General features: G+C 68.4%; 25 protein-coding genes and 2 pseudogenes. 17 read left to right on the forward strand and 10 right to left on the reverse strand.

Annotated features, from left to right (window positions below):
- Positions 1-931 precede the first annotated feature (931 nt).
- Both ACIBH1_RS12025 and ACIBH1_RS12030 read left to right on the forward strand, forming a co-directional pair.
- On the forward strand, positions 932-1,489 hold the full coding sequence (locus ACIBH1_RS12025; RefSeq protein ID WP_397313704.1) for an RNA polymerase sigma factor: 558 nt from the start codon (positions 932-934) through the stop codon (positions 1,487-1,489).
- Entirely contained in the window at positions 1,486-2,052 is a 567-nt protein-coding gene (locus ACIBH1_RS12030; RefSeq protein WP_397313705.1) for a hypothetical protein, read from the forward strand. Before ACIBH1_RS12025 ends, ACIBH1_RS12030 begins: the two co-directional genes overlap by 4 nt.
- A gap of 727 nt (positions 2,053-2,779) precedes the next feature.
- Here the strand turns inward: ACIBH1_RS12030 and ACIBH1_RS12035 are convergent.
- Entirely contained in the window at positions 2,780-4,093 is a 1,314-nt protein-coding gene (locus ACIBH1_RS12035) for an amidohydrolase family protein (RefSeq protein WP_397313706.1), read from the reverse strand.
- Between the two features lie 64 nt (positions 4,094-4,157).
- Positions 4,158-5,216, reverse strand: coding sequence for a trans-sulfuration enzyme family protein (locus ACIBH1_RS12040; RefSeq protein WP_397313707.1), 1,059 nt, complete (start codon positions 5,214-5,216; stop codon positions 4,158-4,160).
- A 262-nt stretch (positions 5,217-5,478) separates the two neighbouring features.
- Here ACIBH1_RS12040 and ACIBH1_RS12045 point away from each other — a divergent pair, with 262 nt between their 5' ends.
- From ACIBH1_RS12045 to ACIBH1_RS12060, 4 genes are all read left to right on the forward strand, one after another.
- Positions 5,479-5,922, forward strand: a complete 444-nt coding sequence (locus tag ACIBH1_RS12045) for an Lrp/AsnC family transcriptional regulator (RefSeq protein ID WP_397313708.1) — start codon at positions 5,479-5,481, stop codon at positions 5,920-5,922.
- 602 nt (positions 5,923-6,524) lie between these two features.
- Entirely contained in the window at positions 6,525-6,866 is a 342-nt protein-coding gene (locus ACIBH1_RS12050) for a response regulator transcription factor (RefSeq protein WP_397313709.1), read from the forward strand.
- Between the two features lie 3 nt (positions 6,867-6,869).
- Positions 6,870-8,102: a hypothetical protein gene (locus tag ACIBH1_RS12055; protein WP_397313710.1), complete on the forward strand. Its 1,233-nt coding sequence runs from the start codon at positions 6,870-6,872 to the stop codon at positions 8,100-8,102.
- Positions 8,099-8,254 (forward strand): hypothetical protein, encoded by a 156-nt coding sequence (locus ACIBH1_RS12060; RefSeq protein ID WP_397313711.1) that lies wholly within the window; start codon positions 8,099-8,101, stop codon positions 8,252-8,254. The genes ACIBH1_RS12055 and ACIBH1_RS12060 overlap by 4 nt, the downstream gene beginning before the upstream one ends.
- 168 nt (positions 8,255-8,422) lie before the next feature.
- Here the strand turns inward: ACIBH1_RS12060 and ACIBH1_RS12065 are convergent, their stop codons facing one another.
- A complete protein-coding gene (locus ACIBH1_RS12065) occupies positions 8,423-9,640 on the reverse strand; it encodes a hypothetical protein (RefSeq protein ID WP_397313712.1) in 1,218 nt (405 codons plus the stop codon).
- Between the two features lie 140 nt (positions 9,641-9,780).
- Between ACIBH1_RS12065 and ACIBH1_RS12070 the strand changes: the two genes are divergently transcribed.
- The 6 genes from ACIBH1_RS12070 (at position 9,781) to ACIBH1_RS12095 (ending at position 15,006) form a co-directional block, all read left to right on the forward strand.
- Positions 9,781-10,488 carry a hypothetical protein gene (locus ACIBH1_RS12070; RefSeq protein WP_397313713.1) on the forward strand — a complete coding sequence of 236 codons (708 nt, stop codon included), beginning with the start codon at positions 9,781-9,783 and terminating at the stop codon, positions 10,486-10,488.
- Between the two features lie 12 nt (positions 10,489-10,500).
- The gene (locus ACIBH1_RS12075; RefSeq protein WP_397313714.1) at positions 10,501-11,430 is read left to right on the forward strand and encodes a histidine kinase; all 930 of its coding nucleotides are present in this window, start codon (positions 10,501-10,503) and stop codon (positions 11,428-11,430) included.
- Positions 11,431-11,455: 25 nt separating this feature from the next.
- Entirely contained in the window at positions 11,456-12,112 is a 657-nt protein-coding gene (locus ACIBH1_RS12080; protein WP_397313715.1) for a response regulator transcription factor, read from the forward strand.
- Positions 12,113-12,228: 116 nt separating this feature from the next.
- A complete protein-coding gene (locus ACIBH1_RS12085) occupies positions 12,229-12,723 on the forward strand; it encodes an RICIN domain-containing protein (RefSeq protein ID WP_397313716.1) in 495 nt (164 codons plus the stop codon).
- Between the two features lie 494 nt (positions 12,724-13,217).
- A complete protein-coding gene (locus tag ACIBH1_RS12090) occupies positions 13,218-14,045 on the forward strand; it encodes a DUF4240 domain-containing protein (protein WP_397313717.1) in 828 nt (275 codons plus the stop codon).
- A gap of 715 nt (positions 14,046-14,760) precedes the next feature.
- Positions 14,761-15,006, forward strand: a complete 246-nt coding sequence (locus ACIBH1_RS12095) for a hypothetical protein (RefSeq protein ID WP_397313718.1) — start codon at positions 14,761-14,763, stop codon at positions 15,004-15,006.
- On the opposite strand, the gene ACIBH1_RS12100 is transcribed toward ACIBH1_RS12095, so the two are convergent.
- Complete coding sequence (locus ACIBH1_RS12100; protein WP_397313719.1) at positions 15,003-15,887, reverse strand: LysR substrate-binding domain-containing protein; 885 nt, start codon at positions 15,885-15,887, stop codon at positions 15,003-15,005. The genes ACIBH1_RS12095 and ACIBH1_RS12100 overlap by 4 nt on opposite strands.
- A gap of 161 nt (positions 15,888-16,048) precedes the next feature.
- Between ACIBH1_RS12100 and ACIBH1_RS12105 the strand changes: the two genes are divergently transcribed.
- The 3 genes from ACIBH1_RS12105 to ACIBH1_RS12115 all read left to right on the forward strand — a co-directional run bounded on the left by ACIBH1_RS12105 (position 16,049) and on the right by ACIBH1_RS12115 (position 19,818).
- Positions 16,049-16,591 (forward strand): dihydrofolate reductase family protein, encoded by a 543-nt coding sequence (locus tag ACIBH1_RS12105; protein ID WP_397313720.1) that lies wholly within the window; start codon positions 16,049-16,051, stop codon positions 16,589-16,591.
- Positions 16,592-17,335: 744 nt separating this feature from the next.
- On the forward strand, positions 17,336-18,403 hold the full coding sequence (locus ACIBH1_RS12110; protein WP_397313721.1) for a hypothetical protein: 1,068 nt from the start codon (positions 17,336-17,338) through the stop codon (positions 18,401-18,403).
- A gap of 509 nt (positions 18,404-18,912) precedes the next feature.
- Positions 18,913-19,818, forward strand: coding sequence for a tyrosine-type recombinase/integrase (locus ACIBH1_RS12115; RefSeq protein WP_397313722.1), 906 nt, complete (start codon positions 18,913-18,915; stop codon positions 19,816-19,818).
- Positions 19,819-19,904: 86 nt separating this feature from the next.
- On the opposite strand, the pseudogene ACIBH1_RS12120 reads toward ACIBH1_RS12115, so the two are convergent.
- From ACIBH1_RS12120 to ACIBH1_RS12135, 4 genes and pseudogenes are all read right to left on the reverse strand, one after another.
- Positions 19,905-19,979, reverse strand: a pseudogene (locus ACIBH1_RS12120) (hypothetical protein); the annotation flags it as partial.
- A 107-nt stretch (positions 19,980-20,086) separates the two neighbouring features.
- Positions 20,087-20,311: a hypothetical protein gene (locus tag ACIBH1_RS12125; protein WP_397313723.1), complete on the reverse strand. Its 225-nt coding sequence runs from the start codon at positions 20,309-20,311 to the stop codon at positions 20,087-20,089.
- A gap of 170 nt (positions 20,312-20,481) precedes the next feature.
- Positions 20,482-20,832 carry a hypothetical protein gene (locus tag ACIBH1_RS12130; RefSeq protein ID WP_397313724.1) on the reverse strand — a complete coding sequence of 117 codons (351 nt, stop codon included), beginning with the start codon at positions 20,830-20,832 and terminating at the stop codon, positions 20,482-20,484.
- A gap of 433 nt (positions 20,833-21,265) precedes the next feature.
- Complete coding sequence (locus ACIBH1_RS12135) at positions 21,266-21,892, reverse strand: hypothetical protein (RefSeq protein ID WP_397313725.1); 627 nt, start codon at positions 21,890-21,892, stop codon at positions 21,266-21,268.
- Positions 21,893-22,132: 240 nt separating this feature from the next.
- Here ACIBH1_RS12135 and ACIBH1_RS12140 point away from each other — a divergent pair.
- Together ACIBH1_RS12140 and ACIBH1_RS12145 are read left to right on the forward strand one after the other, a co-directional pair.
- Positions 22,133-22,369 (forward strand): annotated as a pseudogene (locus tag ACIBH1_RS12140) (recombinase family protein); the annotation flags it as partial.
- Between the two features lie 128 nt (positions 22,370-22,497).
- Positions 22,498-22,821 carry a hypothetical protein gene (locus ACIBH1_RS12145; protein WP_397313936.1) on the forward strand — a complete coding sequence of 108 codons (324 nt, stop codon included), beginning with the start codon at positions 22,498-22,500 and terminating at the stop codon, positions 22,819-22,821.
- Here ACIBH1_RS12145 and ACIBH1_RS12150 read toward each other — a convergent pair.
- Together ACIBH1_RS12150 and ACIBH1_RS12155 are read right to left on the reverse strand one after the other, a co-directional pair.
- Positions 22,770-23,288, reverse strand: a complete 519-nt coding sequence (locus ACIBH1_RS12150; RefSeq protein WP_397313726.1) for an AAA family ATPase — start codon at positions 23,286-23,288, stop codon at positions 22,770-22,772. The two genes, ACIBH1_RS12145 and ACIBH1_RS12150, sit on opposite strands and share 52 nt — an antisense overlap.
- Positions 23,289-23,542: 254 nt before the next feature.
- Entirely contained in the window at positions 23,543-24,292 is a 750-nt protein-coding gene (locus ACIBH1_RS12155) for a hypothetical protein (RefSeq protein ID WP_397313727.1), read from the reverse strand.
- Positions 24,293-24,522 lie beyond the last annotated feature (230 nt).

The following is a 24,522-nucleotide window of genomic DNA, read 5'->3' on the forward strand; positions in this document are numbered from 1 at the left end:
GCAGGCAGGCAGCCCAACCTGGCCAGGCACTCGGCTACCTCGCCGCGGCCGCCAAGATGCTGCTGAAGGTGACCGAATTCGGCGAGGAGCTGCGCCTGGATCAGATGTAGGAGGCAATCGACGCCATGGTGCCGCAGCGGGATCTGCGCGCGGCGGTCGCCACGGTGACCGAGATGTCAGCGCCCGCGTCTCGCCGTCGGCATCGCCGTGGGCAGCCGCGCAACACGTCGGGAGTGGCTCAGCGACGCTGCGGCTACTCGTTGTCGGACGTGCTGACACCAGCCGGGCGGCCCGACGTGAGGACCGATGAGGCACTCGGGGTTCGTGTTGAGTAGGGGTTACTCACGCCCTGACTCCCATGCGCGATCACGATGGGACATCAAGACGGCTTGGGCGGGGAGTCACGGGATCAAGGTCCGTGCTCCGCCCACGTCTGATGGCGAGGGGCAAACGCTCCCGCGCTACGCAGGGGAGGGGTTGAAGCGGTACAGGTTCTCCATAGCAGTCTGCTGGCGTGGGGTTGGAGGCCCTGGACGAGGGCATCGATGTCGGCCTGTTCGAGATGGTGACGGTCGAGTACCCGGCGCAGGCCGATGTCCCTGGGGATGGTGAACCAGCTGGCGGAGGGCGGCGAGCTCGGGCATGGTCGCCTGCGGGAGCATGTGCCGGGGTCGGTGACGCAGTTCCGGAAGGTGTTCGCCGCGCTGGGGCCCGCCCTTGGAGCGTTGGAGGACCGTCGAGGGGTGCTGATCACGGCTGCCGGGCATGGCTTCCCCGTCGAGCTCTCCTGGCGTGGTCTTGTCGCAGCGGTGGAGTTGGAGCCAGTGGCCCTTCCGGCCCGCGCGCCTACTCCGTGCCTGAGCTGGGCGAGTAACACATTTCGCGGCGGCGGCCACTCACCGGTGTCAAGCAAGATCGAGGGGAGTCGCCGATGGAGATCGCGGAGATCAGGTCGATCGGGACGGATCCGGCGGCCTTCGCCGGGTTCTACCGGGCTCACGTGGAGGAGGTGACGCGGTTCGTGGCCCGGCGGGTGGCCGATCCGTACCTTGCCGCCGATCTGGCCGCCGAGGTCTTCCTGGCCGTCATCGAGGGAGCCGCGGCATATCGTGGCTCGTTCGGCGGGCCGCGCACCTGGCTGTTCGGCATCGCGCGGAACGTGGTCGCCGCCGAACTCCGCAGGGCCGTCCGGGCACGCCGGGGCGAGAGCCTGTTCGCCGGACGGCGGCTGCTGGAGCCGGACGACATCGACCGGATGTCGTCGAAGATCGACGCGGCCCGGGCCGTGCGGAGACTGCACGAATCCCTGCGGGCCCTGCCGGACGGCGAGCTGGCCGTACTGGAGCTGGTCGCCGTCGACGATCTCACGGTCGCCGAGGCCGCCGCGGCGCTCGGCATCCGCCCGGTCACCGCCCGGGTCCGGCTGCATCGTGCTCGCCGGGCATTGCGGCTCCCCTTGTCCGCGCAGGATATGGAGGTTTTGGCATGAGCACCTTCGAAACAAGGCTCGAAGAAAAGCTGATCCGTGTGGTGGAGGCCCGCGCCGCGGACGCCCCGCCTGTGCACCCGCGGCGTCGGCGTCGGCAAGCGATCCGGATCGGCGCCATCGCCGCGGTAGCGGCCGGCGTGATCACCGTGCCGACGCTGCTCAGCGGTGGTACGGCTCCGGCGTACGCCGTGGCAGAGAACGCCGACGGCAGCCTCACCATCACCGTGAACGAGATCAAGGACCCGGCCACCCTGGAGGCCAAGTTGCGCAGCCACGGCGTGCGCAGCAAGGTCACCATCGGTCAGAGATGCGGCACGCCCGACACGGCAGCGCATTTCCGCACCGAGCCACACCAGGACGGCCAGCGCTCGGGAATGGACAAGGAGACGGGGAACCTCGTCGAAGTCCACGACAGGAACTTCCGCGTCGACCCGATCGCGATCCCGGCCGGCGCCACGATCGCGATCGGATTCGCTCAGTTCGACTCGGACCGTGTCCCCTTCGCGGTGTCGATCGCGCTGGTCCCCGCGGCGCAGAAGCTGACCTGCGTGCCCTGGCCCTAGTGAGAGCGTGGCCTGGCCGGTTATCGGCAGCTCAGGACTGCTGTTCGAGTGCCTGGATCGGTTCGAAGGTGATCTCGTACGGGGTGGAACCGAGGATGGTTTGAGGCGCGGGGAGCGAAGGGCCATCAGGTCACTCAGTGGATCAGGCCGACCAGCGGGGGCCGTGCCGGTTGATACTCGGGTGATCAGCCTGGCCGCTCCCTGGCCTTCAGACTGGTGCGTCGGCGGAACCTGTGGCAGATCAGCCGGAATCTGGCCAGCTCTCAGATCCCTGCCCTGAGCCGTCCGCGGCTGTCGCCTCCTGACCGCCCTGCCATGTCGGTCGTGGCGATCAGCCGCTCGGCTACGACCGGTGCGCACCACCGGCCGCGAGGACGTGCCGTTCATGCTCCCCCTGGCCGATGGCGCCGAGCTCCACGCCAAGGCGGTCATCGACGCCACACGCTTGCCCTCGTAGGCGTCGCGGTCGGCTCCCAGCACGTCGGCGGGCGTGGTCGATCAGGTCAGCGGCTTCGACCTCGTCGTACGGGTGTCGCCCCAGACGAGCAGCCGGCCGGTCCCGCTGCTGACCTCGTAGACGGTGTGACCAGCGGTGTGACCAGGGGTCGGGAGGGCGACGGCGCGATCGTTGAGCGCGATCTGGCTGGTGATGGGGACGACCCGGTCGCGCAGCGGCGCGAGCCGGCCGGAGAAGACAGACGCGTCAGCCGCACCGATCCATACGCGCTCAAGTTCGGGGAGGCTGCGGGCGCCAGGTGCCGTCGAGACGAACTCCGGCGGCCGCCGCGATCCGGTCGCGGGAGGCGATCAGCCGGGACTGCAGCGCGGGCAGGCCCACGCCCACCAGGGCTCCGTCGCGCTTGACCACGCGGCCGGCGACCAGGACGGTGTCGACCAAGCCGGGGTGGCCGGCCGAGACGAGGCTGCCGACAGGGTCGGTGACCGGGAAGATGGTCGGGTCGTCGGTGCGCACGATGATGATGTCGGCGTCCTTGCCGGGGGTGATGCTGCCAGTGCGGGCGTCAAGGCCGCATGAGCGGGCGGCGTCGATGGTGGCGAAGGCCAGCAGGTCCCGCGCGCGCAGGCCGCCGTCCAAGCCGCGCTGGGCGGCAAAGGCGGCGCGCATCGCGGAGAACATGTCGCCGGCGACCGAGGGGACGACGTCGATGGACAGGGTCGGGCGCAGGCCTGCGGCCAGGGCGCGGCCGGTCATCGGCGCGCCGAAGCCCATTTTCAGCTCCACGTCCGGGCTGATCGAAATCGAACTGCCGGCGTCAGCGAGCATCTGCAGCTCGTCATCGCCGATGCCGTTGGCGTGCACGAACGTCGTTGTGTTCCGCAGCAGGCCGTGCTCGTGCAGCTCGGCGACCGGGCGCGTGGTGCCGTCGGAGACGATGTGCAGACTGGTGCGCAGGCCGAGCTCGTCGGCCAGCATCACCTCCCCTGCGACGATGTCCACGCTAGTGTCCTCGACCCCGCGCAGTCCCCAGGCCATGGTGAGCAGGCCGGAGCGGTCCGCAGTGGTGTCGGCCAGGGCGGCGTGCACGCGACGGATGTCATCGTCGACTGGGCGGTGATCGGCCCAGCCGGCGCCGAGGCAGAAGATCGAGCGGCCGGGCGCCTCGCGCAGGGCGGCGATGGCCGCGTCTTCGTGTTCGGGGCCCTGGGCTACGTGGTACCAGTCCAGCATCGTGGTGATGCCCGAGTGCAGAGCCTCCAGCCGGCCGAGCAGGGTGGCGACGTGAACGTCCTCGGGTGTGTAGTGGGGTTTGACGGTGCCGTGCATGGCCAGCGCCCACTCAGGGAAGGTCCAGTCGGCGCCGACGCCCCGGTAAGCGCTTTGCCAGCTGTGGCGGTGGTTGTCGACGAAGCCGGGCATGACGATCTGACCGCCGGCGTCGATCACCTCCGCGTCGGGAGCGTCTATGCGCTCGTCTACTTGGGTGATCACGCCCTCCTCGATGAGCACGTCACCGCGGGGCAGATCGCCGACCGCTGGGTCCATGCTGATCACGATGCCACCAGCAATTAGGCTCTTCATGGGACAGCTCCTTCACGTACACGTCAGCAGTTCATGATCATGGATGGTGTGGCCGGAACGCTGCCTAAGCGAGCACCGCATCGGCTGCGGCGATCAGGTCGGCGACCAGGTCGGCGGTGTCCTCGATGCCGATGGCCAGCCGGACCAGGCCCAGGGGTAGTGCTGCGGCGATCTGCTCCTGGCTGAGCATGCCGCGCCACATCGACGCCGGATGGACCGCCAGCGACTCCACACCGCCGAGGCTGGCTGAGCGGCGCGGGTAGCGCAGCCGGCCGAGGAAGGCATCAGCCATCTCGTAGCCGCCGGTGAACTCCACACCAAGCACTCCGCCGAACCCGCTCATCTGCTCGCAGGCCAGCTTGTACTGCGGGTGTGACGCCAGGCCGGGGTAATGCACCTTGGCCACCGCTGGATGCTCGGCCAGGGCCTGTGCCAGGGCGAGGCCGTTGGCGTTGTGACGCGGTATCCGCAGCGGCAGCGTGCGCATACCGCGCAGCAGCAGCCAGGCGTCGATCGGGCCGAGCGTGGCGCCGGTGAGCAGCCCGGTCTCCCAGACGCAGTCCAAGAGCTGCGCCGGGCCGGCCAGCGCTCCGGCGGAAACGTCGGAGTGACCGTTGAGGTATTTGGTGGCGCTGTGCATGACCAGGTCGATACCGAAGTTCAGGGGCCGCTGGTTCAGCGGGGTGGCGAAGGTGTTGTCGGCCATGGTCAGCGCGCCGTGGTCGCGGGCCAGGTCGGCGACGGCCCGCAGGTCGGTGATCTGCAGCAGCGGGTTGGACGGTGTCTCCACCAGGATCAGACGGGTCTCATCCCTCAGTGCTTCGGCGAACGCCCCAGGGTCGCTCTGGTCGACCAGAGTGCTCGACACCCCCAGCCGCGGCAGTAGGTTCTGCAGCAGGGAGGCTGTCCCGCCGTAGGTGGACTTCTGCCCGATGACGTGGTCGCCAGCCGAGACCAGGGCCAGCACGGCGGTGGTGATCGCGGCCATCCCGGACGCCGTGACCATGGCCGCCTGAGCCCCCTCCAGCTCGGCGATGACGGCGGCGGCTTGCACGTGGTTCGGGTTGCCGAACCGGGTGTAGAAGTCTTTGCCGCGCGCTTCGACGGCGGCTTGGGCGAACACCCCCATCCTCGGCTGAGAACGTCGCCGTCTGAAAGATCGGCGGCGACACGGAAAGACTGGGGTGGACGTCGCGATCGGCGTGCACGGCGATGGTGCTCTCGCCAGGCATAGCTGCCCCTTCCGTGGACTGCGGCCTACACCTCCAGGATTACCGATGGACCGACTGACCCAACCGAGCCGGAGCAACATATGGCAGCAAATTGCGCTCTGTGACGCCATCCAGTTGTGCTAGCAAGGATCAGTGAGCAATATTATTGCTGGCATGGACAATGTGGACCGCGCGATTCTGGCCGTGCTCGAACACCACGGGCGGATCAGCAACAACGAGCTCGCCGCCCGGGTCGGACTGTCACCGTCGCCCTGCTTGCGCCGTGTCCGCCGCCTGGAGGAAGCCGGCGTGATTCGCGGATACCGGGCGCTTATCGACCCCACCGCGATTGGCCGCGGTCTGCGGGTGTTCGCCGCGATCCGGCTGATCCGGCACACCCGCACCGACGTTGCCGCCTTCGAACGCGCGATCATCCGGCTACCCGAAGTCGTCTACACCCACCACGTCACCGGCAACTACGACTACCTGCTCCAAGTCGACGTCGCCGACCTGCCCGCCTACGAGCACTTCCACGCCCACCGGCTCGCCGAGCTGCCCAACGTCGGCACCGTCAGCAGCTACGTCACCATGAAGACCCTTCCGCACGAGATCACCTGAGAACGGCCGGGATCGGCCAGCGGAGAAGATCGGAGCGGCCGGCGTACCACGCTCGTGGATCTTCGCCTCGGTTGATCACGCCGGGCCGTCGTGCTCACTGGCCATGCCCGTCAACCCTGACATGGCGGTCGGTAGCAGCGGTACCCATGAAGCGATACGAAGGCGCCACTCCCGGCGCGTCGAGGTGTCAGGAAGACGATCGCTATGCGAACCCTTCCTCGTGGTGCTTTGTTAGGTGCAAGGGCGGCCGAAGCTGGCAGGTCGGGACATCGACCGGTCCAGGCGACCAGCATGGCCTGCAGTTACTTTGACGATCATGTGTAGAGCGTCAGGCTGCCCCGCTGCTTTTGGGTGGCTCAACCGCAGCTCTGTCCGGCGCCAGAGACCGTGGACGAGCTCGCCGACGGCCTGGCCGAGACCTACGAGCACCACCCCTGACCGAGCTCGGCGACCGCGATCAGGCCGCACGCGCCACGATCGCCGAGTTCGGCGACGCCGACACGATCACCGGAGCGACAGGACTTGTGGCGCTTCTGAGACGTGGTGCTGGCACGGATGCCTGATCGGGTGCGGCGTGTCACGATCGGGAGGTGACCCGCAGGGTGCTGATCGTCGACGATCACGCAGGCTTCCGGTCGTCGGCGCGTGCGCTGCTCGAGGCCGATGGTTTCGACGTGGTCGGGGAGGCAGCGACCGCTGAGGAGGCCCTTGACGAGGTCGCCCGGGTACGTCCCGGTGTGGTTCTGCTCGACATCCACCTACCTGACGCGGACGGCTTCGCCGTCGCCTGCGCGCTGGCCGGTACCGCGCAGCCGCCCGATGTGGTCCTGATCTCCAGCCGGGAGGCTGTCACGTTCGGCCCGCGCCTGCCGGAGGCGACGACGCGTGGCTTCCTCCCCAAACACCGGCTCTCCGGTGCGGCCATACGCGCCCTGCTGGACTGAGCCGTGGGCAGCACGCTGAATCTCGTAGTCGGCCCGGTCCTGATCAGCTCCGGTCTGGTCATGTGGCCCGTGGGCCGCGGCACGGCCATCCTGGCGGTCGCGGCGGGCCTGGCCTGGTTCGCCGGCGATCTCGGAGCCCCGCTGGCGTCCTGGCACCGTGGACCGCTGACGCATCTCCTCATCGCCTTCCCCGGGTGGAGACCAGCGTCCATGGCGATGCGGGTGGTGATCGCGGCCGGCTATCTCGCCGCTGTCCTCCCGTCTGACTGGGTAAGCCCGGTGCTGAACGTGGCGCTGGTGACCGTGCTCCTCGCGCTGCGCTTCCGGGCCGGCGGCGGGCGGCGCGAGCAGGTCGCCGCATGGGCCACCGCCGCCTTTGCGGCTGTCGTGTACGCCGCCGCGGTCAGCCGTCTGGCTTTCCCCGCGGGCGAGGTGGCCAGTGCCGTCAACCAGGCATACCAGGTCGTGGTGGCCGGCCTGGCCGTGGCCCTGGCCAGTACGGCACGGCGCAGGCACGACGAGGCGGTCACCGACCTGGTTGTCGAGCTCAGTCAGCAAGGGGCAGGGACCATCCGTGCGGCGCTGGCCGCCACGCTCGGCGACCCCGGCCTGCGTGTGGGCTACTGGCGCGACGGGCGTTACCTGGACCAGGCCGGCGCTCCGGTGGACGGCGAGGTCGCCACCTTCGTCGCGCAGGAGGACGGCCCGCTCGCGGTCATCGTCCACGATCGTTCGGTGCTGACCGACCCGGCCCTCGTGGCGGCCGTGGGCGCCGCCATACGGCTCACCGCGGCCAACGCCGCACTCCAGGCCGCCCTCCAGGAGAATCTGGCCGAATTGGCGGCCTCGCGGCGCCGGCTGCTGGTGACCGCCGACGATGAGCGCCGCCGCCTGCGGGAGCGTATGCACGAAGGGCCGATCCGCCGCCTGGAGTCCCTGCTCGCGGTGACGCCTTGCTCTCCTCATCTGAGGCAGGCCGTCGAGGAGCTCTCTGATCTCGCGCGCGGGCTGCACCCGCGCGACCTGTCGGCGGGCCTGGCCCCCGCGCTGGCGGTGCTGGCCGACCGGTCCACTGTGCCAGTTCGGTTACGGGTCGACGGCGATCGGCAGCCCGCGGACTGGAGGCCGCCGTCTACTATGTGTGCGCCGAGGCGCTGGCCAACGTGGCCAAACACGGCCGTGCCTCGGCTGCGGCGATCGAGGCTGGGCCGTACGGCCTGGGCTGGCGGGTCGTGATCACCGACGACGGTGTGGGAGGCGCGGACCCCTCTGCGGGCAGCGGCCTGCGTGGCCTGGCCGATCGCGTCGAGACGTTCGGCGGCTGGCTCACCATCACCTCGGAGCCTGGCCTGGGCACGCGTCTGATGGCCGAGTTCCCTTCCCCCTAGCCGATCTTCTCGAAAGGGCGGGAGGTCCACAGCGTCCAGCCGAACGGGTCCTCCGCAGCAGTTTTCCGTCGCCCTGCTCGTAGTCGAGGAAATGCAGGGCGGTTCCGTCCAGGCGCCAGGCCGCACTGAAGATCCACCAATCCGTGGGACCGCAGGCGGCGTCGAGCTTCAGTTTGATCCTGCCGTTCGTGACGGGCGCGGCCCGCCGCAGGTGCGCTCCCCGCTCGGCAGGCGCCACTCCCAGGAGCCGCGCTCGACGATCAGCGTGTTGACCCCGCCGTGCATCCGTGCGTCGTGCGCCTTGGCGCCCGCCCTGAGGAATTCCTCCTCGGAGATCTCGACCCGGTAGACGCCTTCGGGGAAGGCGTCCGGCGTTTGACCCGGCGAGCCGGTCTTCGGCGTCCGAGTGACCCCGCAGGCAGTTGTCCGCGACGCGATGGGCAGGCCCGATCCCAGATGCCGGATCAGGCCGATAAGCTCCCTGGTCTCGGCATCTCGCCCCAGGTCGGCATAGACAGGTAGCGCAGCTCGCTCCAGGGCCCGCAGATCGGAGTCAGTGGCCAGCTGCACGCTGCCGCCTTTGGCACAGAACCGCTCGGCCTCCTTCGCCTCGTCAGGAAGTCGTCCCAGCGACCAGGCGGAGACGGCGGCGGCCGCCTCCATCAGCGCTGTGCGCTGTTCGCCGGGCAGCCCTTCCAGCACATCGTCTCCGATCACCAGCGAGTTCACCTTGGGGAAGAAGGTGACGTTGCCCGACGCAACCATCCACCCGTGATCGGCGGCGAGCCAGTAAGCGGATTCCATCCCTCGTAGGGACTTGTCGGCCAGTGCCTTGTCCGCGGCCGTGCTGTCGCCGGCGTAGTCTTCCGGCGACAGCAGCGGCCGATGGTAACCGAACGGCCGCCGCATGCCTTCTGGGAGCAACGCCAGCCCGGTGAGCCCGACACCGTCCAGGCCCTTCATCATGCGCCGAGGAAGGCCGCCGGACAGGACGCGGCGCAGGTGTTCCTCAGTGGTGATCAGGAATGGGGCGTTCAGCGCGCGCAGGCTGGTGACGCCCTCGGTGTCCCAGGCTCGCGCGGGGATGACCCCCATGTCCAACCGGCCATCGATGACCTGGCGCGCGACCTGCTGGTCCCAGTCGTCGGCGATCTCTCCTGCCGCCTTCCAACGCGGCTCGATGCGCAGGCGGCCATCGGTCCTCGTGCTGACCTGCCGGGCGAACTCCTCGACGGCGTCGGCGGCCGGACGTCCCGGTACGTCATCGGTGCCGATCGTCAGCGTCCTGACGCTCGTCCCCGCCCCGGCCTTGTCCAACTCACCCTGCGGCGCTGCGCACCCGGCGAGCGCGATGATCAGGCCGAACGCCGCTGCTCTGATCTTCATGCCGGCCCTTCCCCTTCTCCTACCGATGACCGTACGGGTGCGGGTGCCGGCGCGCATCGCCGCCAGCCCCCAGCGTGGCCGGGGCTTATCACCGTGCTGGCACGATGGTGGCCGGGCGTCGGTGGTGTGACAATCGGCGGGTGCGAGCTGGGTTCGTGCTCCCGATCGTGGCGTTCGTGTACGCGGGCGCGACTATCGTCGTGTTCGCCGACCTGCACGGCTCGCACACGACCTATGCAGCGCAGTCGCAGGTGGCCACGGTCGCCGCCTTCGCGGCGGGAGGGGGGCTACTGGCCTCCGGCACGATGCTCCGGAGCGGCTCGGCGGGAGTGGCCGCGATCGTCGCGGGCTTGGCGTGGCTGGCCCAGATCTGGGCGGGCTGGTTTGAAGGGCTGCCGCTGGTCAGGATCCTGGGTGCGGCGGCGTCCGCGTTCGTCCTTCCCGCGATCGCGCAGGTGGCGCTGCGCGGACGTGCCGTGCTCGCCGGCTACGCGGTGACCGCCGTCCTCGTCGTCGCGCGGACCCTGATCTACGATCCATTCCTGGATCTGTACTGCTGGCGGACCTGTTCACGCGAGAACCCGCTGCTGTTGCACCCGTGGCCGCACGCCGCTGCGGCGCTCGATCTGGCGCTGGCGGCCTTCGCGGTCGTGTTCGGGCTAGCGGCCGCCGGGCTGGCCGCCGTCGCCGTCGCACGGATGAGCCCCGTTGCCCGCCGTACAGGAGGGGTGGTTCCGCTGTGGTGCGCAGTGGCGCTGGCCGCGTGGGCGGTTGCCGAAGGGGTACGGCTGGCGGGGCCGCCGCAGAGCGCTGGCGCCCCGCTCCATCAGGCGGCCTTCTTCGTGTAGTCGGGCGCACTGATGCTGGTATCCGGCGCGATCGGCTGGTCGCTGGCCCAAGCATGGTTGCGCCGCCGCGCCGTGATGCGCCTGGCACATGAGCTGGGCACCGCACCCCCGCCGGGCGCGTTGGAGGCGGCGCTGCGCAGGATGACCGGAGACCCCGCACTGACCGTCGCCTACTGGCTGCCGGTCTCGGGCCGTTACGTCGACTCCGCGGGCGCCTCGGTGAGCGCCGAGCCGCGTCCTGACCAAGTGGCCACCTCAGTCGTTCGGGACGGCGCCCCTGTCGCGGTGGTTTGCCACGATCCGGGTGGAAAAGAGCTGACGGCACGCATCGGCGCCGCCGCCCGTCTGGCGATCGAGAACGAACGGCTGCGCGCGGAGGTTCTGGCCCAGGTGGCGGACCTGCGCCTGTCGCGCAAACGGGTGGTCGAGGCCGGTGACGAGGCACGCAGGCGGATCGAGCGCGACCTCCACGACGGCGCGCAGCAACACCTGCTCGCCCTCACCTACGACCTGCGGCTGAGCTCGGCCGGCACCCCGGACGATACCGCCGTGACGCACGCTCTACAGGAGATCACCACGGCGATGCGGGAGCTGCGCGAGCTGGCGCACGGCATCTTCCCCGCCATCCTGCACGAGGCAGGGCTCGGCCCGGCGCTGTGGTCGCTGGCGGACCAGGCGCCCGTACCGGTTGAGATCTCCGAGGTCGTGCAGGAGCGGTTCGCACCGGCCACGGAACAGGCGGTCTACCTGCTTGCCGCGTGGGCCTGCGAATCGGCGACGGGGCCGCTGGGCGTCTCGGTGACGCTGGACGGCGACCTGTTCGCCCTGCGGATCCAAGGCCGGATCCCGGCCGTCCCCGCTCACCTGTCCGATCGGGTGGGGGCACTGGGCGGGCGGCTGGAGCCTACCGCGGAAGGGCTGGAAATTCGGCTTGGCCGGTGACCTCCAACCAACTACGTTGGACCCCATGCGTGTCGTGGTGGCCGACGATTCCCTGCTCACTCGGGAGGGCATCTGCCACCTACTGAGCCGCGCCGGGTGGACCGTGGCGGGGCAGGCCGACAACGGCGACGCGCTGCTGGCGCTCGTCAACGCCGAGCAGCCCGACCTGGCGGTGGTCGACATCAAGATGCCGCCCACCCACACCGACGAGGGCCTGGTCGCGGCCGAGCGGATCAGAGCCGCCCATCCCACGGTAGGCGTGCTCGTCCTGTCCCAGTACGTCGAACCCGGCTACGCGCTGCGACTGCTGCAGGACTACCCCGAGCGGGTCGGCTACCTGCTGAAGGAACGCGTCTTCGACCCGGCTGTGCTGGTCGACGCGTTGCGCCGGCTGGCTGACGGCGAGACCGTGATCGACCCGACGATTGTGGCCAGGATCATGGCACGCCGCAGGGTGCAGGATCCGCTGGAGCGGCTGACCGAGCGCGAACGGCAGGTGCTTGGCTTGATCGCGGAGGGCTTGTCGAACAAGGGCGTCGCGGCCCGGCTGACCATTACCGAGCGCACCGTCGAGGCGCACGTCGCCCAGGTCTTCGCCAAGCTCGGGTTGAGCGACGACACCGCCTCCCACCGTCGTGTCCTGGCTGCCCTGGCCTTCCTCCGCTCGGCGGGCACCGGCTGAGCTGACGTGGTGGCACGGGGTCGGCCCGGGCCAAGGTCGGTGCTAGCTCTGATGTGGCGTGCCGGGGCGCGTTCTAGCTTCTGAGCAGGCATTTACCTCGGAACAAGGACATGATGATGAAGCTCCGCAACGGCCTGCTCGGCGCGACGGTCGCGACCCTGGTCCTCACCGGCGGCGGTGCCGCTCACGCCGCGGCCGACTACTACCAGTTCAGCGCCACACACAGCGGTAAGTGCCTGGACGTCGAGGGCGGCGCCGGGCACAGCGGCGCCCGCACCCACCAGTGGCAGTGCCTGAACGGGGTCAAGAGCCAGCTCTGGCAGCCCAGGAAGCTCCACAGCGGTTACCTGATCGTCGCCAAGCACAGCGGCAAGTGCCTGACGGTGTTCGGCGGCAGCAGCAAGGATGCGGCCTCGGTGATCCAGGCCACCTGCAACTACGGTGACCACCAGCGCTGGTCGTTCAAGAAGAACGCCGACGGCACCTACCGCGTCGTCGCCAAGCACAGTGGCAAGTGCCTCGACGTGGCCTGGGCTGGCCAGGAGGACGGCACCAGGATCGTCCAGGCGCGCTGCTGGGGCGGAGAGAACCAGAGCTGGCACCTGTCCTGAACACCGGTAACTGGTCCCGTCATGCGGTATCGGCGCGACCCGGCGGCCGAGGCGGCCCGCGGCTACTTGTACGGCTGCCTCTACACCGGCACCATCGCCCGCCTCGCCTACGCCTACACGAGCGGACTGGTTCTCCGGTGACCATCGTGGAGGAGATCCCTCGTGCCCGCGACATCTTCCCCTGGCTGCCTAGCTTGATGAGGCGGCGCACATCAGCGGGTTCGTTCAGCACGTACGGATTGTGGATATGGCGTCCGCGGTCTGGTTCGTGCGGCGGCGGAAGTTCAGCGCGGCGAGCTGGGGTGCAGGACCTTCGCCCTGCCTGCATCCCACCGCCGGGATCCGGTTTGTCACCGGCTTCGGACCCGATCAGGACTGGGCGCACCGTACCTGGATCTCGGCCGCGTCACACCGGGTTGACGCGCATGGGAAGAACGTCGTGTCGGTGCGCGATGACTAGGCAGCCGACCTGCCGAATGCCAAGATCAGACATCATGGACGTGGACGGCTTCTGGGACTTGGTCGAGCGCTCTGCCCAGGAGAGCAGCAATCGCGAGGACCGCGTCGCGTGGCTCGAAGATCAGCTTTCCCGCCTGCCTGCTGAGGAGATCGTCGACTTCAAGGCGTGGTTCACCCTCAGCGCCAACCGCGCCTGCACCTGGGAGCTGTACGCCGCCTGCTGGATGATCACCAATTCGGGTTCCTCCGACGGATTCGAGTACTTCGTCGACTGGCTGATCAGCCTCGGTCGCGACGCCTTCGACGCTGTCATGGACTGCCCCGACCACATCATTGACCTCCCGGAAGTCCAACGGCTGTTCGAGCTGTCACGCACCTATACCCGCCGGCAGGTATCGCTGTCCAAGGACGGCGGCATCCGCCTCATCCGACTGACCCGGATGCGGCGGGTCTGCTGGCCCGACGAGGACTGGCCCGGGTTCGAACGGTTCTCCAACGCCGCCACCCGCGCCTACCGGCAGGCCATGGGCAGCGACCGTGCACATCCCGCCGAAGCCCTCCGGGCACGGGGAATCACCAGCGCCTTCCCTTTCCTCAGCTTCATCGCCCAGCCCAACGGCGAAGAATGGGACTTCAGCGACTCGGTGGAGCTCATGCGTCGCCTTCCCCGACTCGCCCGCCACTACGGCATCGCCGACGAAGCCGTCGCCGAACTTCCCGCCAAGGCTGATACGCCCACGGACGGTCGCCGCTACACGCCCTGGCCACACCAGGTGCGGCTATATGACGAGGGCCCACGCGCCTGGTCATTCCGCCGTCCTCGCGCAGGAGGGCGCCCGGTGGCCAGAGCGCTCAAACCATAGGGCTGCTCCGCCCTCGGCACGTCGATCAGCACTCCTATGGTGACGAAGGCTTCAGCCAGGTCAGGGCGGGCTCCGGCTGAACGCGCCTTGCGTCTGGATCTGGACCAATGTGTCCGAGACCTCGGTGGACACTCCGCCGCGGGTTGGCCGGCTCCCATAACTCGATCCGCATGTGGCTGCGTGACGACTCATGGCGTCGAATCCAGGCTGAAATGGCGGCTGTCGGCCCGGCGGTGATCTCTCGCGTTGAAGATGGACCACTCTCCTGTCGCTCTGGGCCCTACTTGGTGATCTTCGTCTGTGTCAGGTCGCGTGAGGGGCCACACATGGGCGCCTTAATCACGCATGAGCATTGGTCCCATCAGAGTCAGATATCAACGCGCCTTCTTGGGCTGTTGAGCGTCTTGGTAGGTCAGCCTGTTGACGCTCTGACAGGCCTGTCAGGCAAGCAGGCCGGTGGATTCGGGGGTCGAGGTGTAGCGGAACGAAAACGTACGCCAAGCCTGTTCTCGCAGGTCACCTGTGACGGTTGAAGGCGGGATCTACCGGACATGACGATCACCCGCTCGCTGCTGTTGTTCGCCCTGGCCGCGATCGGCGGCGCGTGGCTGGTCTGGCACGGGTTCGCGAAGACTGCGGCGTGCCGGGGTGATCACGCTGGGTCTGTACGGGTCCGTTTGCCGCCCTGCAGCCGGACGACAACTTCGGCCGCATCGTGGCCGCCTACGGCGGCGTCTTCGTCGCCGGCTCCTTGGCCTGGGACATGGTCGTCGACGGGTTTCGGGCCCGACCGGTGGACGTCATCGGCGCGCTGGCTTTGCCTGGCCGGCGTCGCCGTGATCATGTACGCGCCTCGCGGGTGAACCCGTGGTCACATTCTCAAAAACGCTCGTTTGTGAGAGGAGTGTGCGACTGCCGCGAACGCCGACCCCCTGCGTACGCGCACAGGCAGAACACCTAGTGAGTGCTGGGACCGAGATCCTCAGCAGTGGCGGCGAAGGCGCGGATGAGGTTTGTCTCGGCGGCGGTGCGCCAGACGAGCGCCCAGCGGCAGGCAGGGGCGTCATGGATGGGGACGGTGGCGATGTCGGGGCGCGCCAGGAAACGGGTGGCTTGAGCCTGGAGCGGCGACACCGCCTCGCCGCTGGCGAGGATGGGAATCATCTGCTGCGTGTTGCTGACCTGCGGCCCAACGTGGATCGGCCGTCCGCTGGGGGTGCGGGCAGGAACGAGTGCCTCGCGCCAGTAGTCGGGGCGAGCACCACCCATGACCGTCACGTCTCCGAGGTCTTCGAGGGACACCGACTCCTTGTTCGCCAGGGGATGGGCAGGTGAGAGCGCGAGCACGATGGGCTCGGTGGCGACGATGGGGCCGACAGTAAGGTCGGGTTCCTCGACCGGGAGCCAGATCACCGCAATGTCGATCTCTCCGCTGCGCAGGGCGCCGAACGGGTCGCCGAACTCAAGACTACGGATCCGCACGTCAGATGCGGGATAGCGGTCCTCAAAGGCGTCCAAGAGGGGACGGAGAGCTTCGTAGTCCCAGCTGAGCATACCCAGGTGCACGATGTCGGTCTTGCCGCGGGCGGCCTGAGCGGCCCGTTCGATGCCCCTGTGCAGCCCTCGGTACATCGGCCGGAGGTCGTTGAAGAGTTGCTGCCCGATCGGTGTCAGCACCACCTTGCGGTTGTTGCGCTCGAACAGGGCGGCGCCAATTCGGCGCTCCTGCTTCTTGATCGCCTGACTGACGCGCGCCGATGTCACATGCAGTCGCTCGGCTGCCCTACCAAAGTGCAACTCCTCGGCCAGCGCCAGAAAGATCTCGATGTCCCGAAGCTCCACGCCATACCTCTCTTCGTGGTTAAGCGACAGGTTAAGGCATGTTGTCCGATTCGCCGTTGTTTTGAGGGGGATCCGCAACCAGACTTAGAGGCCATCCGGAAAAGTGCTATTCGTACTCGAATCGAGTCGATCGACTCACCTCTCGTAGATTGGAACGGCTTATGGCTACCGTGATCGTCCACGCGACCATCACTCTTGACGGGTTCCTTGCAACCGAGGACGGCGGCGTCGACTGGATGTTCGGCCGACCTTCCGCACCCGAGGATGACGCCGTCGTCCAGACAGTGATCAGCCGGATCGGCGCGGTGGTCGGCGGCGCGAACAAGACCCAGACCATCGAGGACGGCGAGATCCCGTATGGCGGCATGCTGAAGGTCCCGGTCTACCTGATGACCCACAGCGCTCATGAGCCGATCGAGCGCGACGGCACCACGTACAACTTCGTCGTCGACGACATCACCGAGGCCGTCAGGCTGGCCACGCAAGCGGCCGGGGACGGCTGGGTCAGCCTGCTCGGAGGAACCATCTCGCGACAGTGCCTGCAGCTCGGTCTCGTCGACGAACTCCACCTGCACGTTGCGCCGGTCCTACTTGGCGATGGCATCTCGCTGTTCGCAGGCCTTGGGCGGCACATCGAGCTTGAGCGCCTCGATACATCAGCCTTCGCGAGTGAAGCTCATCTTCACTACCGAGTCCTCCGTTAGCCAGAGTCGCAGGTCCTCTGAGCTATCGGGTCCGCCACGAGCCCCTCGTCACTCGTCCGAGCCCCGCCCGCCCCGACCCTAAGCGGGTTCCGGCCCCCGCGTCCCGCGTGTGCCCGAACAGCCGGTGCACCAATCCCTCCAGGCCCGGCACCGGATGCCCACCAGGCATCCCCAACCGTCGGTCAGGACCCCGCTTCGACGTCGGCAAGCCGACAACGTGTTCGTCCCAGCCCATCCAGATGAACAGGTTGGGATCCCAGCTTCGGGCATGGTCGCCGTCTGCATGTGGCTGTGTTTGCCGGCAACGGTCATGTTGAAGCCGGTGACGAACCCCGTCACGGGGTAGACGCTCAGGTGTCCGTCCAGCTGTCACGGCTGACCTGCGCAAACGGGCTTAGCGTACGTTTCGTTCCGCTGCACTTCGACCCCCGATTCGATGGCCCGGACAGGGATGCTCGGGCATGCTGAAATTATGACTGATGATCAAATGGCGCCTGTCGAGCAGGGCAGGCGATGCTCACGCACCGGACGACGAACCGAGCGTGGCCAGCCGTGAAGGGCATGCTGGGCCTCGGTCTGAGCGAGCCGGTAGGAACGGCGTGCCGGTGTCGATGATGGCGGCGTTGAAGGTGAGACAGTCGACGATCGCGGCGCAGTGAAGGTCTTGGTCCAGCCGCCTGGGCTGGCACATGTTCGATTTCAGGATCGGCCCCTGTTGTCTGTTCGGGGCAGGTGGGCTCATGAGTGATCGGGCTGGTGACCTGTCAATGCCGCGGTGAGTTTGGCGAGGTCGTCACGCAGTCGCTCCGACTCCGCCGCGGCAAGGGCCGCAGCACGCTCGGCGTCGGTGCGGGCCTGCTCGGCAACGGCAACGGCAACGGCCGCGTCGGTGATGGCCTGCTCGCGCCGTTGTTGTTCGGCGGCCAGGTCGTGGCGAAGCTGGTCGGCTTCGTGCGCGTGGGCGGCCGCTGCGCCGCGGGCCTGTTCCCGCTCGTGCTCGGCTACCGCCACGGTGGTGACGGCCTGCTCGCGGCGCTGTTGTTCGGCGGCCAGAGCCTGACGGAGCCGGTCGGCTTCGTGCGCGTGGGCGGCCGCTGCGCCGCGCGCCTGTTCCCGCTCGCGCTCGGCCTCGCGGATCTGGCTCTCCTGCTCGGCAAGCCTGCCTCCAAGCTCGGCAAGCTCACGGAGACGTGCTTCGGCCTGCTGCTCCAGCTCGGCGACGCGGGCGGTGGCGGTGGCGTTCAGGGTCGCCAGCTGGGTGCTGTGTTCTTGGGCGGCGGCACACGCGGACTCGGCGTGACGTTGGCGGGACTCGGCCTCAGCGGCGGCCCGTTCGGCCTGAATGCGGGCGCCCTCGTGCTCGCCGACCTGGCGCCAGGCTTCCTGCTCGCGCTCTTCGGCGCGGTCGCGGGCCGCCTCGGCCTGCTGCCGGGTGTGGTCAGCGGTGGCGATCCGTGCGGCGGCTGTGTTGGCCGCGGCGATCGCTTCCTGTTCGGCGGCCGCGGCCGCCGCGCGTGCTTCTTCCGCGGCCTGTTCGGCCGCCTCGACCTGGGCGAGGGCACCGGTGCTCAGTGCGGCCAGCTGGGCGCGGAGCGCATCCTGCGTGCTCTGCCAATGGGCGCCTGCGGCCAGCAGCGGGGCCAGCAGATCCTCAACGCGCAGCAGCGCGTTGGCGACCGGGGCGGCATGGGCGGTGGTGCGCGCCCGGTAAGCGGCAGCTCGGCAGGCGTCGCTGCAGTACTTGGCGCGGCTGCTGCGGCCGGGCAGGGTCTGTGCGCACCCAGGGCCGGCGCACCGCGGCTCCACCGATGATGAGGCCGCTGGTGAGGCTGCTGCTGATGGCTCTCCGCCGGGGGCGGAGGGGAGTGCGGGATCGGCAGCCTGCACGGTCGCGCGCGATCTGTCGTCAATTCCAGCCCGGTCGGTTGTGCCGTGCGGTGGGGTAGTGCGCTGATCTCTCACACGGCTGATCTTAGCGTTCGCTTCGTTCGAACGTTGCTGGTTCGTGCGATCGCAAACGCAATGTGTTGCTTGGCTAACCCGTGATAACCTTCCTTATCGCAGGTTAGAATCGGCGTGATCGCCATCCGCCGAGAAGGGACGGAACGGACATGGGGGAGCGGGTTCGACCTCCGGCCACGGGGGAGTGGCCACAGCGTTCCCGCGAGCCACAGGCAACCGAGCTACGACCAGCCGCACCAGCGCCCGGCTTCCTGCCCACGACCACCCCTGCAGCGGGGCTTCCGGGTGGAGACGGAACGGGTCATACGAATACTGACTTTGCGCTCAGCGCCGAGACGCGGCGTCTCATCGCCGAAGGCGTGCCCGCCAACACCCGCCGTGCCTACGCCCGCCAATGGAGCGCCTTCGTCGCCTGGTGCACCGCCCAGGACCGGCAGGCCCTGCCCGCCACCGGGGAGAGCCTGGCCGAATATGTCGCCCAGCTGTGCGCCGCCGGCCGGGCCCCCGCCAGCATCGAGCAGGCGCTGGCCGCGGTGCGGACCATGCACCGCCTGTCCGGACACACCGGCCAGCCCGCCACCGAGGCCGCTCGCCTGGTGCTGCGCGCCTACAAGCGCCAACGCGCCGAAAGCGGCCATCGGGCCCAGCGGGAAGCCCCGCCGATCACCATCGACGCCCTGCGCGCCATGATCGCCGCCTGCGACCTGACCACTGTGATCGGGACGCGCGACCGGCTCCTGCTGGTCCTCGGGCTGGCCCTGATGGGCCGCCGCAGCGAACTCGTCGCCCTGAATCGCGATGACGTGCGCGAAGTCGCTGACGGTCTGGAGGTGTCGATTCGCACCTCCAAGACCGACAAAGACTCTCGCGGCGAGACCATCGCTCTGCCGCGTGGCACCCACCCGCTCACCGACCCGGTCGCCGCCTGGCGCGACTGGCTCGCCGTCTTGGACCAGGCTGCATTGACTGACGGGCGGCTGCTGCGACGGGTCAACCGGCACGGCGGCCTCGGCCCTTCCCTGGGAGCCGACGCCGTCAACGTCATCGTGCGCGACCTGGCCCTGCGCGCCGACGTCCCGTCAGCCGAGACGGTCACCGCCCACAGCCTGCGCGCCGGCGGCGCCACCGTCGCTTACGCCGCCGGTGTGCCGGTGGCCGTGATCGCCAAGCACGGCCGTTGGGCGCCCACCTCGCCGGTGGTGCTGCGCTACATCCGCGCCGTCGACCGCTGGCGCGACAACGCCATGCGCAACGTCGGCCTGTGACGCGCTCAACGCCACACTCCATGACCACTCAACATGCCGGTCACACGTACCATGCCAGCCTGGCCAGACGGGCTCCTGCTGGGCCCCTACGTCGGCTCGGCGTCGAGATTCCGGTAAATGGTGGCGCGGCCAACACTATGCCGATCCGCGATCTGCTTGACGGTGTCCTGCGCTTTCCTTCTTGCCCCTTCATCTCATACAGCGCTCGGGCCATCTCGATTCCATCTGCGCCCAGCGTTCGCGGCAAGCCACCGACACGGCCGTGAGCTCATGCAGATGCCGGCCCTTCGAGCACGCCCTCGACGATGAGCTCACGCAGGAACTCATCGAACACCCCGAACGAGTGAAGCTGCAGCCGCCAGGTCGGGATGGAGGTATCGATGCCTGATTGAGCACCATCAGGTCGACCTCGCGCCTGCGCAAGTCGGCCGCCGGTCCAGCAGAGGGCGACGTCCAGCGTCTCCGTTGCACTCCGTCCTTCGGCGGGACTCATGTCTTCTGCGCGCCCAGTTTCGCCACCCTCGCCCTGGCCCAGGCCAGCCGCGCCACATGGGGTGCCGTGAACGGACGTGTCACCAGCCCCAAACGAGCGGCCTTTTACGAGGTTAACCATCTCTGAGTAGAACTGAGACGAGGCCTCAGCCCGCCACGACCTCCGCCCGATCAGCGAGGCTGCATCTCCCTGAGCACCGCGAAGTCGACGTGCGCCTGCTCCACAGCCTCGGGATAGGCGCTCGTCTTCTCGTGCTCGGCCAGGGCCCGGTAGACGCTGGCCAGCGAAGGGTTCTGCCCTCTGTTCTTACCGGTCGGGATGATCAGGTCCTTGCGGTTGTCCTCCACCTTCTCGCCGGCGGCTTTGCGGCGCAGCACGGTGTGCAGCATGTCGCTGGTGATCACCGGGCGACGGCCACCTTGGTTGCCCTTGCGTGCGGCGGCATCAAGGCCCTCCAGAGTGGCTTCGCGGATGGCTTCGCGTTCGGTCTCGGCCATAGCGGCGAAGAACGAGAACAGCATCCGACCCGGATGCTTGCACGATTGCGCCGACCGTCATCGGCGTCCGGCGCCGGGCAAGCAGCGACACGATCTGGATGCGGGTGGCGTCGGCGAGCGCCTTGAACCAGCTCGCGTACTCCTCGACCTCGGCCCGGCCCAACGGCTCCTTCTCATTCATCGTTAATCGGCGATAGTCGATGATCTGAGAACGGGAAAGAGGTGTGCGCCTCCTGGGCGTCGATCCGCAGGCGAGCGAGAGCGAGCACGATCATCTATTGATGGGCGGTCGGACCGGACGGTGAAGACCGTGCGGGGGCGAGACCTCCACCCTGGCGCCGGTCCTGACCGCGTTCCTGGACGGGCGTGGTTTCCGATGCCGGCACCGCCCGGCCCGGATCGGCGGGCTCGGGCGGTTCCGGTTGGTTGCAGCCGGGTGAGTGCCGGCAACGCCGTACTAGAAGTTTCCTCTCGGACAGAAGCCGGTCCGGGTGGCGCTGGCGCGCCGGCCGGCGGCATCGGTGACAGTGGCGGTGACCGAAGTGATCTGGTACGGGAAGCACGAACCGGTGACACGGGCGTAGTTCTGGTCAGGGTAGGCAGTCACCGGGCCCTGCCCGCCATTGGTGCTGACCGTGACCTGCTCGGGGCCGGTGCCTCCGCTCCAGGTCAGGTCGCAGCGGAAGGGCGCGGTGACCGTGCCGTACGCGGAACAGTTGAACGCGGTGACCGCCGGCGGTGGGCTGGGGCACGTGATCGGCGTGTCTCCCACCGCGGGAATGAGGTCGTCGGCGAGGCTGAGCGTCAACCCGATCACCAACGTCTGGCCTGGTTCGCAACTCAGCAGGATCTGCCGGATGTCATCGAACTGGGGAAGGGGCTCGTTGTCCTTCGTCCATTCGATGGACACCACCGGCCGGTTGTCGAATTCCGCAGGGACGGCGCACACGATGTCGGGTGTGTTGGTGAACGCCGGTCTGCACACAGGGTCGGCCGCGGCGGCGTGGGCGGTGCCTGCTGTGACCAGCAAGCCTGCGAGCACTGCAGTCAGTAGCACGACTACAGCACCCAATCGTTGTCGCATCTGATCTCCTCAGTAGACGCTGATCGATGAGTCGCCCGCGCGGACTCAGGTGATTCGCGCACGGGGGTCACTCAGATGACCGGTTCGGCCTCGGAGGAGGATCGGAGCGGATTCTCCCCGGACGAGCCGACATGACATCGAAGATCACGCCCGGCGGCTTGCGCTGATGAGCGGCAGGTGGCGGGACGTGGCGGTGGAGCCGGCGAGAGATCTCCGCAGACGTTTCACAAGCGACCACCTATGAAACACCGCTTCCAGCTCTGGATCGAGCTGCCCCGCCCGGCCGCGGGCGGCCCCGGGCCCGCAGGGCGGGTGCGGATCGGCTACGCCCGCGCCTCCACCATCCGCCAATCCTTCGACGCCCAGCTCGACACCCTCCAGGCCGCCGGCGTCACCCGGGTCTTCTCCGAGAAGATCTCCACCCGCGCCCTCGTCCGCCCCGAGATCGAGCGGGCCGTCGCCCTGGCTCGTGAGCTGCGCTCGGCGGGAGTGGCGGTCACGCTCGTGGTGCACGAGCATAAACCGCTCGGCCGCGGCCTCGATCTGGCCCCCTGGCCGAGCAACTGCGCGCCGCCGGCATCGGCCTGGAGTTCCTGTCGGGCGAACTGCAAGGTAGCCACGACCCGTCCGGGGTGGTGTTCACCGTGCTGGCCGCGCTGTCGGGGATGGAACGCGAGTACATCCGCGACCGCACCCTGGAAGGACACGAATCGGCCCGCGCCCGCGGCAAGGCCATGCACCCACGCGGCCAGAACCTCAGCCTGCGCGACATCGCCGCCCGCCTGGTCATCACCCACGGCAAGAAGAAGGACCAGCACCCCTCACCAGCGCCGCCGCCCTCGCCCAGCACGACCCCAGCCCACGCCGCCCGTAATCCTCAGCCGCCCGTAATCCTCAGCCGCCCGCATCGGACCCGCCAGTGGCGGTAACGAGGGCCCGGACGACTCGCTAACGCCACTGGCCGCAGGGTTTGGCGTTTTTCTATGCCGGGCCTGCCGATGAGGATCACGCCGACGCCGGTGCGGTCGTGGTGGTCGCGGAGCTGTTCCAGTGATCGTGTTTTGAGGCGTTCTGCCTCGTCGACGACGATCAGCTCGGCGTATCGTCCGAACTCGGTGAAGTTGTTGTCGTTCTGGCCGCGGGTGGGGTTGAGCATGAGCTCGACGCTCCAGTCGAGCCGGTCGTGCAGGTAGGAGAGTTCCTTGGCGACACGGGCGGGGGTGTCGTCGACGGCAGGGGTGTAGATGATGGCGCGGGCGGACAGGGCGTTGGGGGAGGGGTGCTCGTTGCCGGACGGGGTGTTGCCTGCGCCGCCGTTGAGATGCGGCTGGAGGGCGTCCCAGTGGGTGTACTTCTTGGCGGACTCGGACTTCCCGACTCCGGGCTGCCGTAGCACAGGCCGATGTAGCGTTCGCGGCGGACGGCGTCGGCGAACTCCTTGAACAGTTTGTGTTCTTTGGTTTCGAAGTGCCCGGTTCTGGGAGGGTCAGGATCGTCGCCCTGATCGTCCGCGGGCGGGGCCGGGTCGGAGCGGCGGGCCGGTTCTGCCGACAGTTCTGCGGGACATGGGGAGTTGGGTTCGGCCTTGCCGGGCTCATCTGGGGAGGAAGGTTCAGCCACGAGCAAGGTCCTATCCCGGCGCGGTGATCGCTACTCGTTGAGATAGCCCTTGAGCTGGGAGGATGCCGGTTTTGGTGCCTTTTCTCCGAGATCTCCTCCGCTGGGCTGGGCTGGGTCGAGAGGATATGGGGACTCCAGCGCCAGTCCGGGCGGTTCAGGAGTGTGGGCGGCGATGAGGCGGTCGACGACGGCGGTGCGGCCCTTGAGCGTTCCGCGCTGTTCCTTCCGGCGGGCGTTGCGGGCGGCGGTGATGTCTTTGAGGCTGACGGTCTGATCGGACAGCTCTGGGCAGATCGCCCGGCAGAGGTATTCCTCGTCGCCGGTGGAGCCGCGCAGGTAGACGCGGATTTCTGCGATGTCGCGTGGGTCGTAGCGGATGGTGGTCTGCGCGCTACATAGTGGGCCAGGACGGGGTAGAGGAAGCGCACCGACTCGAACTGAATTCCGTCGGTGTGGATCTTGCGGGATTTCGCAACGGTGAGCAGCAACAGGTCGAGTTGTTCGAGGGACTCGGGCATCCATGGGCAAGAACCCGCCTGCCTCCCAGCGGGCCTGGGGTGCCAAGCTGGTCTCGCCGTGGACGCGGTTGTTGTAGGTGCCGGTGAGGAACGCGCCGATCGCGGCGTCGAGTTCGGTGAGGGTGAGCTTGGCCGACTTCTTGCGGTGCCGGATCGCCGAGGTCCACGCGCTGCTGGAGGAACTCGCTATCCACCTGAGCCCGCAGGTCCTCGCCCGGCTTCGGGAATGATCAGCGGTACACTCCAATCTGACCAAGGACATCGGTCGGCGCTTCTTCTCTAGCGTCCTCAGCGCGGGTACTCTGCACACAATCTGATCGCTCTTGGCGCATCCAGACTCATGAGGTGGCCCGAACCCACCTTCAGATCATGGTCAGTTGATCACCGAGTGGAGCCGAGGAGAGCGACGGTTTGTCCCCGAAGCTCGCCGACGTCCTCCACGCACCGTCCCCGGTCGACCCAGCAGATCTACGAAGGCGTGGACAAACTTCG

The organism is Nonomuraea sp. NPDC050663, assembly GCF_044456985.1.
In the GTDB taxonomy this organism is placed as follows: domain Bacteria; phylum Actinomycetota; class Actinomycetes; order Streptosporangiales; family Streptosporangiaceae; genus Nonomuraea.